The 11,105-nt window shown below is 26.6% G+C and carries 11 protein-coding genes and 2 tRNA genes; 1 reads left to right on the top strand and 12 read right to left on the bottom strand.

Features of this window, described 5'->3' with window-relative positions; all coding sequences use genetic code 11:
- Positions 1 to 34 precede the first annotated feature (34 nt).
- The 11 genes from xseA to yqeH form a co-directional block, all read right to left on the bottom strand.
- On the bottom strand, positions 35 to 1,486 hold the full coding sequence (gene xseA / locus AS160_RS09330; protein ID WP_165148109.1) for an exodeoxyribonuclease VII large subunit: 1,452 nt from the start codon (positions 1,484 to 1,486) through the stop codon (positions 35 to 37).
- Positions 1,473 to 2,162, bottom strand: coding sequence for a 16S rRNA (cytidine(1402)-2'-O)-methyltransferase (rsmI, locus tag AS160_RS09325; protein WP_165148106.1), 690 nt, complete (start codon positions 2,160 to 2,162; stop codon positions 1,473 to 1,475). Before rsmI ends, xseA begins: the two co-directional genes overlap by 14 nt.
- Before the next feature lie 40 nt (positions 2,163 to 2,202).
- Positions 2,203 to 2,287 (bottom strand) — tRNA-Leu (locus AS160_RS09320).
- A complete protein-coding gene (locus tag AS160_RS09315) occupies positions 2,287 to 2,943 on the bottom strand; it encodes a redox-sensing transcriptional repressor Rex (RefSeq protein WP_165148103.1) in 657 nt (218 codons plus the stop codon). The genes AS160_RS09320 and AS160_RS09315 overlap by 1 nt, the downstream gene beginning before the upstream one ends.
- 17 nt (positions 2,944 to 2,960) lie before the next feature.
- A complete protein-coding gene (gene leuS / locus AS160_RS09310) occupies positions 2,961 to 5,429 on the bottom strand; it encodes a leucine--tRNA ligase (RefSeq protein ID WP_165148100.1) in 2,469 nt (822 codons plus the stop codon).
- A 76-nt stretch (positions 5,430 to 5,505) separates the two neighbouring features.
- The gene (locus AS160_RS09305) at positions 5,506 to 6,129 is read right to left on the bottom strand and encodes a hypothetical protein (RefSeq protein WP_165148097.1); all 624 of its coding nucleotides are present in this window, start codon (positions 6,127 to 6,129) and stop codon (positions 5,506 to 5,508) included.
- A complete protein-coding gene (locus AS160_RS09300; RefSeq protein ID WP_165148094.1) occupies positions 6,129 to 6,755 on the bottom strand; it encodes a sigma-70 family RNA polymerase sigma factor in 627 nt (208 codons plus the stop codon). Before AS160_RS09300 ends, AS160_RS09305 begins: the two co-directional genes overlap by 1 nt.
- Complete coding sequence (locus AS160_RS09295; RefSeq protein WP_165148091.1) at positions 6,755 to 7,504, bottom strand: class I SAM-dependent methyltransferase; 750 nt, start codon at positions 7,502 to 7,504, stop codon at positions 6,755 to 6,757. Before AS160_RS09295 ends, AS160_RS09300 begins: the two co-directional genes overlap by 1 nt.
- Before the next feature lie 50 nt (positions 7,505 to 7,554).
- A tRNA-Thr gene (locus tag AS160_RS09290) sits at positions 7,555 to 7,632 on the bottom strand.
- Between the two features lie 87 nt (positions 7,633 to 7,719).
- On the bottom strand, positions 7,720 to 8,307 hold the full coding sequence (locus AS160_RS09285; protein ID WP_165148088.1) for a phosphate propanoyltransferase: 588 nt from the start codon (positions 8,305 to 8,307) through the stop codon (positions 7,720 to 7,722).
- 14 nt (positions 8,308 to 8,321) lie between these two features.
- A complete protein-coding gene (gene yqeH, locus AS160_RS09280) occupies positions 8,322 to 9,443 on the bottom strand; it encodes a ribosome biogenesis GTPase YqeH (RefSeq protein ID WP_165148085.1) in 1,122 nt (373 codons plus the stop codon).
- Positions 9,444 to 9,678: 235 nt separating this feature from the next.
- Between yqeH and AS160_RS09275 the strand changes: the two genes are divergently transcribed.
- On the top strand, positions 9,679 to 10,014 hold the full coding sequence (locus AS160_RS09275) for an IS110 family transposase (RefSeq protein WP_165148082.1): 336 nt from the start codon (positions 9,679 to 9,681) through the stop codon (positions 10,012 to 10,014).
- On the opposite strand, the gene AS160_RS09270 is transcribed toward AS160_RS09275, so the two are convergent.
- Positions 10,007 to 10,777: a YdcF family protein gene (locus AS160_RS09270; RefSeq protein WP_165148079.1), complete on the bottom strand. Its 771-nt coding sequence runs from the start codon at positions 10,775 to 10,777 to the stop codon at positions 10,007 to 10,009. The two genes, AS160_RS09275 and AS160_RS09270, sit on opposite strands and share 8 nt — an antisense overlap.
- Between the last annotated feature and the right edge of the window lie 328 nt (positions 10,778 to 11,105).

Below are 11,105 nucleotides of genomic sequence, written 5' to 3'. Positions count from 1 at the left end.
TATTTGTTTTACTCTTTTTTATTCTAAATACTCTCTATTTTAATTCTTTATTAATTTTTATTGTTTTTTTATTTTCCTCTTGACTTAATACCGGAGACTTATAATATTTTATTTCCTTAATATTACTTAATACTTCTCCATCTTTTAATTTTATTTCCAAATCAATATTTTTATCTAAATTATATACGCTATCAATTATTTTTGAATTTTGTACCAGTACAGCTCCGCGACTTAAAAAAGAACTAAAAGGACTATTTTGAGTAATTTTGATATATAAATCATTTAAATTTTGTAAAGAATTAAACTCTAATAAATTGTAATTATTTTTTAAGTTATCTTCAATAGTATCAATTTTTTTGTTTTCTTCAGATATTTTATTTATAATATATTGGGATATAAAATCAAAAAATTTAAATTCTTTATTCAAAATATATTCTTTAGAATCAAGTAATTCGGTTGCTTTATATAATGATTTATAATAATTAAATATATTATTATTTTCTTTTTGAAAATATTGTTCAATTAACGAGCTTATACTATTTAATATATTATTTGTATATATTTCAGCATATGAGAAATTATTATTTATAATATAAACTAGATTTTGAAATGAATCATTTATAGCGTTATTAAAAGTTTCAATTTGATTAACTATTGCTCTTGCTACCTCTGTTGGGGTTGAAAAACGCATAAAAGAAACAAAGTCTGGAATTGTAATATCTTGTTCATGTCCTATTCCTGTTAAAACAGGAATTTTATTTCTAGAAACCCATGCAATATTTTTAGCTAGATGATAATCATCAAAATACATTAAATCTGATTGAGCACCGCCGCCTCTAATTAGAACGATAATATCATAATCAATTTTTGATTCAATTATTAATTTCAGAGCTTTACTAACCCCAATAGGAACTTCTACTCCTTGCATCGGAGATTGGTATAAATGTATAACAGGAGTGTTTTTTAATTTATTGATGTTTTTTATAAAATCACCATATCCAGCAGCTGTTTCTGAAGAAATAACTGCAATTTTTCTTATAGGTTCTAAATATTCAAGTTTATTTTCAACGGTTCTTAATAATCCTTCTAATTTTAATTTATTTAAAATTTCTTTTTTTCGTTTTTCTAATTTTGAATCTCCCAGAGGTAATAGTGATTTTAATGTTATGGCAATACTAGAAGATGAAGGCCAAAAAGATATTTTTCCTAAAATCTTCCAACTTTTATTTTCTAATTCTTTTTCATTTTTTAATCCCAAATTATTTAAAAGAGTTTTTATATAATATCTTGATAAAAAAATATTTATTTTATAAGTTTTCCCATTTTTATTTCTTTGAGATACTTCAATAAATAGATCTCCATTACTACTCTTTTTTGCTTTAGAAATGTCACCTATAAATTCTACTGGTTCATCAAATAATTTTGTTTTTTCAAGTTCAATAGATATCCATTCTAATAAATCTAATAAATCATTAAAGCTTTTCATTTACATTATCTCTCCCTGATAATACAACGGTAATTTCACCCATTACTTTTTTATCAGAAAAATATTTTATAGCTTCTAATACCTTTCCTCTAAATAATTCTTGATGTAGTTTTGTCATTTCTCTTGCAATAAAAATCTCCCTATTACCAATTATTTCTAATATTTCTTTTAAAGTGTTAGTTAATCTTTGCGGAGATTCAAAAAATACAAATAAAATATCTAATTCTTTTATGCTTCTTAATACTCTTCTTTTATTTTTACCTCTAGGCAAAAAACCGTGAAACATGTATTTTGATCCAGGAAATCCACTTAAAGCTATAGCAGATGCAGGAGCATTAGGTCCAGGAATAATATCTAATTCTATACCTTCTTGCCAGCATTTATTTATTAGTTGATAACCAGGATCTGAGATAACTGGCATTCCTGCATCACTAACAAGAGAACAGATGTTTTTTTCTTTAACAATATTTATTGCAGTATTTAAGACTTTATTTGCATTGTATTCACTAAATGTGAATAGTTCTTTTTTTCCAATATCTAAACTATTTAATAATTTTATAGTAACTCTTTTATCTTCAACAAATATAACATCAGATTCTTTTAAAGTTTCAACAGCTCTTAAAGAAATATCTTTTAAATTTCCTATTGGAGTTCCGATAATAAATAGTTTGCCCATAATCTCACCTCACAAAAAAATAACCCGCATTTGCGGGCTTTGGTGCCGGGGACGGGATTTGAACCCGCATAGGAAACCCTATATGATTCTGAGTCATACGCGTCTGCCAATTCCGCCACCCCGGCTATTCTTCAAATTCGTATATATTCTTATTATTAGATACAATATCATAAGTTAAAGATTTAAGAGAAATTGTGAAATCAACATTTTCAACAGAAATATCTTCAGGTGTTTTTAAAGTAGTAGGAGTAAAATTTAAAATTCCTTTTATTCCAGTTTCTATTAATTTATCTGTAACTTGTTGAGCAACGCTTGCAGGAACAGTTAAAATAGCTATTTCTATATTCTTTTCTATACAAATTTTCTTTAAATCATCCATATCATATACAATTATACCAGCAGCTACTTGCATTCCAATTTTTGATTTGTTTTTGTCAAAAGCAGCTTTAATTATAAACCCATTTTTTTCTAATCCAGTATAATTAGCAATAGCCGATCCTAAATTACCTACTCCTACAACAGCAACATTCCATTTTTTATTAAGACCTAATATAGTTTTTATAGATTCCATTAATTTATTAATATCATATCCTACTCCACGCTTTCCAAATTCACCAAAATAAGATAAATCTTTTCTTATTTGGCTAGCTTTTATTTCTAAAGATTCTGCTAATTCTTTTGAAGAAGTTTTTTGAATACCTTGTGATTTTTTGTTTTCTAAACATCTGTAATACATTGCAAGTCTTTTGATAGTAGGTTTAGGAATTTTAACATTTTTCATAATTTACCCCCAATCAATTATTTAATAACTATATTAAGTAATTTTCCTTTAATTAGAATTACTTTTTTAATATCTGCTCCTTTAATATATTTTTGAATTTTTTCATCATCAAATGCGATTTTTTTAATTTCATCTTCGGATAAATTTGCATCAACAATAATTTTAGATCTTACTTTACCATTTATTTGGATTACTATTTCTATTTCATCTACTTTTAAAGCATTTTCGTCTACTTTTGGCCATTCTGCATCTAATACAAATGTTTTATAACCCATCATATGCCATAGTTCTTCAGAAACGTGTGGAGCGAAAGGGGATAATAAAATAATAAAATCATATGCTAATTCTTTTAATAGTTCTTTATTCCAATTCTCTTGCTTTATATTATTCATATATGAGTTTAATTCATTAATCAATTCCATCATACCGCTTATTGCAGTATTGAATTGGAAATTTTTCTCAATATCGTTTGTTATTTTTCCAATTATTTGATGTAATTTTCTTCTTAAAGATTTTTCTTCTTTTGTATTTAATCGAATATTATTTATATTAACGTCTTTGGTAATTTCTATAATTTTTGTCATTGAATTCCAAACTTTATTCATAAATCTAGCTATTCCTTCTAAACCTGAATCATTCCATTCAGCATCCTTTTCAGGAGGACCCATAAATAACATATATAATCTTAATGTATCAGCACCATATTTTTCTATCATTTCATCAGGGGAAACAACATTGCCTTTTGATTTGGACATTTTTGCACCATTTTTATAAATCATACCTTGTGTAAATAAGTTAGAAAATGGTTCGGAAAAATTCACATATCCCAAATCATGTAATACTTTAGTTATAAATCTAGAGTATAACAAATGTAAAATAGCATGTTCTACTCCACCAATATATTGATCAACGGGTAACCAGTAATTAACATCGTTAGAATCAAATGGTTTATTATCTAATTTTGGATTAATATATCTTAAGAAATACCAACTACTATCTACAAATGTATCCATTGTATCTACTTCTCTTTTAGCTGGTTTCCCACAGTTCGGACAAGTTGTATTAATAAACTCTTCTGTATATGTTAATGGGCTTTTACCAGTTGGTTCAAATTTAACATTTGATGGTAATTTTACTGGCAAATCTTTTTCTGGAACAGGAACAATTCCGCATTCGTCACAATATATTATTGGAATTGGAGCGCCCCAATATCTTTGCCTTGATATTAACCAATCTCTCAATTTATATTGAGTACTTTTTTTACCATATTTTTTTTCTTCTAGCCAGCTTATAATTTTTTCTAAAGCCTCTCGGTTATTCATTCCATCAAATTTATCAGAATTTATCATTACACCATCTTCTGTATAAGCTTCATCTAAATTATCTAATTCTTTGTTTTTTGGTTTTATTACAACTCTAATTGGTAAATTAAATTCCTTAGCAAATTCAAAATCTCTTTGATCATGTGCTGGAACAGCCATAATTGCTCCTGTTCCATACTCAAATAAAATATAATTAGCTACATATATAGGAATTTTTTCCCCATTAACAGGATTAATTGCATAGCTTCCTGTAAATGCACCATCTTTTTTTGCTCCTTGTGCAACTCTCTTAAACTTGTCTTCTTTGGTAACTCTATTTAAAAATGATTCCACTTCTTCTTTTTGTTCTGGTGTTGTTAATTCCTCAACTAATGGGGATTCAGGAGCTAATGCCATAAAAGTTACTCCCCATAGTGTATCTGGTCTTGTAGTAAATACAGTCAAAATTTTTCCTGAATTTTCAATAGTAAAGTTTACTTCGGCTCCTACGCTTTTTCCTATCCAATTTTTTTGCATCGTCTTTACATTTTCTGGCCATCCTTCTAATTTTTCTAAATCATTTAATAATTTTTCAGAATAGTCAGTTATTTTAAAATACCATTGTTCAAGTTTTTTCATTTCAATTTCAGTTCCGCATCTTTCGCATTTCCCATTAACAACTTGTTCGTTAGCTAATACAGTAACACAGCTTGGACACCAGTTTACAGCTGCATTTTTTTTGTATGCTAACCCTTTTTCATACAATTTTAAAAATATCCATTGTGTCCATTTATAATAATCTTCTGTACAGGTGGCTATTTCTCTATCCCAATCATAACTAATGCCAATTTTTTTTATTTGGTTTCTTATTGTTTCAATATTTTTAAATGTCCATTCTTCAGGATTTACATTATTTTTAATTGCTGCATTTTCAGCAGGGAGACCAAAAGCATCATACCCGAATGGATGTAATACATTATATCCTTGCATTCTCTTGTATCTAGCAACAACATCTCCAATAACATAATTTTTAACATGCCCAACGTGAATAGTGCCTGAAGGATATGGAAACATAGTTAATACATAATATTTTTCTTTATCGCTCTTTTGTTCTGTTTTAAAAACTCCTTTGTTTTCCCATTCTTTTTGCCATTTTTTTTCAATATCTATATGATTAAAATCCATGATTTTCCCTCCTAAGTGATAACTTTCTCAATATATTATATCAAAATTTGTTAAAAATTCCAAAAGTTTGTGAAATTTATTCTCCTCTTATAGTAGGAATGTACAAATTTAAATCTTCAGAAATATTCTCAAGTTTAGAATTTGGCATTTGTTTTAATCTTCGTTGCCCAGGTTCTTCTATTAAAAAATAAATATTATTAGGATTTGCAGTTTGAATTTTGGAATTATATGGTATTTCTATAGTATAGTTTGTTTTTACAGAAGGGCTTTTAAAAAAGTAAAATTTATATGGTGATAATCCTGGTTTTAACATACCTTGAAAAAGGTATGTATCTTTTGCATCTTTAATTCCTATCCATACTTCTCTTGATCCAGTAATGTACAATTGAAAATATCCCACATTTTGATCTTCTGTAGCCAAAGTTAGTAATTTTTCTAAATCAGTTAAATGTTTTTCTAAATTACTTTTATAATTTATATATTTTTCTACAATTCCATTAGGTTCAAAATATTTGTTTATTTCTTCAAGTTTTGTATTTAATGTAGAAATACTATCATTCACTTTCGAGTTTTGCCTATTAAATAAGCTTTCCATATAATTTTCAAATTTATTTAATCTTATTTCACTTCCTATTGACATAATAATTGATATAAATGATAATATTATTGCTAAATATAATAATAATCTAGTTAATCTCATTATTCACCTCCAATAGAAATAACAGTATTTACATAATCCATAACTGAATTTGCAACTTTTTTAAATTTTTGAACTGTATTGTCAACTTTTTTCTTGGATATATTTAAAATGTTTGAAATTTCATCATATGAACTATTTTCTAACCATAATTTAACTATCTCTTTTTCAACATCTTTCATTTTTTCTAATGATCTTTCAAAAATATAATTATATATTATTGATTGATGAAGATCTGTTTCCGAAGGAACTTCGAAATAATAATCTGAATCTTCAGAATATTCTTCAAACATTGATTCTATGCTTGTGGCATCTGATAAAATTTTATTTTTTAATCTATTTAAATATGTTAAAAAGGATTTTATTTCGGAAGAAATATTCAAATAAGCAAATGTAGAAAATTTTGTATTATTATTTTCGTCGTATGAAAAAACACCTTGTATTAATCCAACAAAACCAATTTGAACTAAATCTTGAAATTCGGCCCACGCACCATAATATTTTGAAGCAATAGACTTAATCATGGGCTCAAATTTTACCATGATCATGTTCATTGCTTCTTTATCTCCGGATTGAGCTAATTTAATTAAAGATTCTACCCTTAAAGTTCTCAATTTATATTTACTCATTATTTCACAACCAAATACATTAAATGTTCTGCTATATCAAAGAATTTTTTTGAATATTCTAATTCAAGCTCTAAAACATTCGCCCAATAATTTGAAAAATCTAAATTATCTTCCCATGGAAAAGCCATAATTCCATATATCTTAATATTATTAAAATAATTTTTAAGAAAAATTTCTAATTCATCTTTAGAATATAATTTTGAATTAAAAGATAAATTATTAGAAATTCCAACTTTTACTTTTTTCTTTTTTTCCATTACTTTTATTATATCAAAATCTTTTGAAAAAAAAGCATCATATATAAATTTATTTAAATTATCAACTGTCCCTATAAAAAAACCTGATTTTCTTAATATTCTATATACTTCCTTAATATACTTTTCTTGGTTTTCTGAATAACTTAAAACATCTCCCATGGACAATACAATATCAATGCTCTCATCTTCGAAAGGTAATTTTTCAGCAAATCCATTTATTATTTTAACATTATCGTAATTTTTAAATCTTTCTTTCATGATATTACACATTTTTTTTGATGGTTCCAAAGCATATACATAGTATCCTTTATCTAAAAAAATTTTTGTCCAATACCCGGTGCCGGCTCCAATATCTAAAACTTTTCCTTTTTTGATTTTCAAATTATCAAATAATATTATTTCGCTAACTCTAAGGTGCATTTGCCAATAAGGATCAGAGTACATCTCATCGTATTTATTTGAAATTTTATCGTAATATTCCCAAGATTTCATAAAAATCCCCCATTATATAAAATAAAATCCCCGACAATTCGGGGAGTTACTGGAGCAGGTGATGGGACTCGAACCCATAACCTCTGCCTTACCAAGGCAGCGCTCTAACCTGTTGAAGCTACACCTGCAAATCCAATATATTATACAATAAAATAATTATTTAGTCAAGAGCTTAAAGAAAAAAGTGCTTGATTCGAGGAATCAAGCACTTAAAGTTATAATTCGGCTATTTTTACAATGTCACCAGTTTTTATTAAAGCAGCATTTGCTTCATCTGTATCAACGTGGAATTCTAAAGAATATTTAGGACTAACTCTTACTAAAACATCTCCAAAAATTAGTTTTCTATCGCCGCTTTCTACAATAACATAAACTAAATCTTTATCTTTTACACCATATATTTCAGCATCTTCAGGAAGCATATGAATATGTCTTTTTGCTAAAATCAAACCTTTTTTTGTTTCAACTTCACCTTTTGGACCAATAATTTTTATACCTGGAGTTCCATCTAAATCTCCTGAATCTCTAACAGGTGCTTTTACACCTAATTTGAAAGCGTCAGATTGAGAGATTTCAATTTGAGTTTCTTTTCTTACAGGTCCTAATACTCTAACTCTTTCAATTGAACCTTTAGGACCAACTAATGTAACAACTTCTTCTGCAGCATATTGACCTGGTTGCTTTAAATCTTTCATAGGATGTAATTTATAATCTTTTCCGAATAAAATTTCTAAATCTTCTTTTGATAAATGCACATGTCTGTTTGAAACACCTACAACTATTCCTGGTTCTTTGATCTTCATACTAACACCTCCGATTAATAAATATTTCCTCTTTTTGGAGTTATTAAAGGTTTCCTTATAACTAACTCAATATTTTTTGGTTTTATTACTTCAATATTTAACGGGCCTCTTCTTACAGAAATCCATCCTAAACCAGGCATAGCAAGTTCATCATTTTCATCGATGGAAATTATTTCTTTTTCAAATTCTATTTCCAAAGGATAGTTTTTTTCATATGGTGGATATAATACATCGCCTATATGATTTTTAAGCAGATCTTCTACTCTTTCTTCTTTTGTTTGGTGAAATGAAATATTTTCTGGAGCAAATATTAAAAATATTGGCTTTAAATTATCTTTTGTTAAAGATAAAATTTTAAATCTAAATAATGAACTAACAAACACAACTTTTCCTATATCTGGTTTAAACGTTTTCCTACTTATTGTTTTTTTAGGGATCATTTCAACTTGTGTATATATATCAAAGAAATCTGTAAATCTTTTTTTTGTCTCTATTCCAGGTGTATCATATAATTCAATATCTGTTCCAATAATTTTTCTTTTTACAATTCCCAATGTAGTACCTGGGAAAGAGCTTGTTGTAATTTTTACATTAGTAAGGTTATTTAATAGAGATGATTTTCCAACATTAGTTGTACCTACTACTAAAGCCTTTTTAATATTATTTTCATTTAATATTTTAGTTAACCTATTTATACCAAAGTTCTTTTTCGCGCTTATTAAGCGAATATTATCTTTTTTTATGTTTAAATCATTTTTTACTCTATCAAAAACCCAATTCTTTAATTCAACAAATGGAACAGTTTTAGGTAAAAGATCTACTTTATTAATAATTAAAAAAAGATTTTTATCTTTTACTAAATTTAATATATCTTTATCATATGTACCTTCAAAATCAATAATATCTATAACCCATAATACAGTTTCAAATTCATGTAATATGCTTTTTAATTGATTAAAAAAATCTTTATTGATAGATATAGGTAGTAATTCACCATAATGTTGAAGTTTAAAGCATCTTTGACATAATGCGTTTTCTTCATTACCAATAAACTTTTCAAATATATGTTCTGGTAAAAATCCTAATTTTTCAGGATTATTTGTTTGTATATCAATTCCACATCCATGACATTTCATAATATTCACCTCTCGTATATAATGTTTTCGTATAATTAATAAATTTGATAATTATTCTTAAAAAAATGACTATAACTCTGAGTTATTATTGTAATTTGCTCCTCCTTGCGATTAAAGCGCCTGAAAAAGTCTGAATAACTTTGGTATATAAGTTGAATTGATAGAATTAGTTTTATCTTTTACATATCGCGAGACTCTTTTCTTATATCCCAAGAGTTAGAAAAGTTGTGTTTCTATGTTGTTTGTTGGTATCGATGTTTCAAAAGATAAGCTTGATTATTTTTTTGATAATTCTATCAAAGGTGTTGTTGATAACTATATTGACGGTTATGAGAAAATTGTTTCTCTTTTCAAAAACAAGGACGTTGCTTTTGCATTGGAATCTACTGGTATTTATTCTAAGAATATTTTTATTTTTCTTAAGTCTCATGGTTTTAATGAGTTATTTTTTGTTTATCTTTTTGATGTTCATAATACCAGAAAGATTTTTAATTGTCCTAAGATTGATAAGTTAGACGCTAAACAAATAAAAAAAACAATTATAAGTTTTCTAAAAAAATTACTTATTTAAAAATTAAATAAAATATTAATCCAATGTATTCATGCAAAGCCATAGCGTTAGCTTCTAAGGCGCTAATATCTGGTTTGAAATCTATCCAAGTAATTTTTTCTCTAGTTATTAAATAATTTGAAGGAATTGGTACTATTTCTATATTATATAAATAATTAGAAAAAATTTTATATGATCTCGGCATATGAATAGCAGAAGTTACTAAAAATATTCTGTTTATCTTTATACTATCTAATAAATTTTTTATATATTTTGCATTTTCTTCAGTAGTTTGAGCTTCTTGTTCAATAATAATATTTGAAGGAGAAACTCCTAATCTTACTAAATAATCTCTCATAACAAAAGCTTCAGGTATATAATCTGTATTAGGAGGTTTACCACCAGATATAACTATAGGAAAATTAGTTTTTTTATGAAGTTCATATCCCACAAACAATCTTTTAAATGTTTGATCTGATAATTCCCCAATTAGGGGTGAATTTGGCGTTTTAGGTATAACTCCACCGCCTAATACAACAATTAGAGATGGAATTGTATAATCTATTTTATTATAATCTATAGTATTAAATGAATCTTCTAGCGGAAATACCAATATTCTAGAAGTTATTTGAATAGATAATAAGTAAATAATCACTGAAGTGAATATTATCATTCTTCTAGAAATATTCTGTTTTTTTATTTTGAAATTTAACAATATTATTAAAGTTATAAATAATCCGGGAATTTCTATAAATGATTGTACTATTTTCCTAATCCATAACATCTAATCCCTCCTCGTGTATAATGTTTTCGTATAATTAACAAATTTGATAATTGTTTTTAAAAAAACGATTCTAACTCTGAGTTATATATTTAACTATAGTAATTCTGCCCCTCCTTGCGATTAAAGCGCCTGAAAAAGTCTGACTAACTTTGGTATATAAGTTGAATTTCTAGAATGAGTTTTATCTCTTACGTATCGCGAGGCTCTTTTCTTATATACCCAGAGTTAGAAAAGTTGTGTTTATATGTTGTTTGTTGGTATCGATGTTTCAAAAGATAAGCTTGATTATTTTTTGATAATTCTATCAAAGGTGTTGTTGATAACTCTA

The organism is Marinitoga sp. 38H-ov, assembly GCF_011057715.1.
Taxonomy (GTDB): Bacteria; Thermotogota; Thermotogae; order Petrotogales; family Petrotogaceae; genus Marinitoga.
This window is presented reverse-complemented; position numbering and strand designations above follow the sequence as displayed.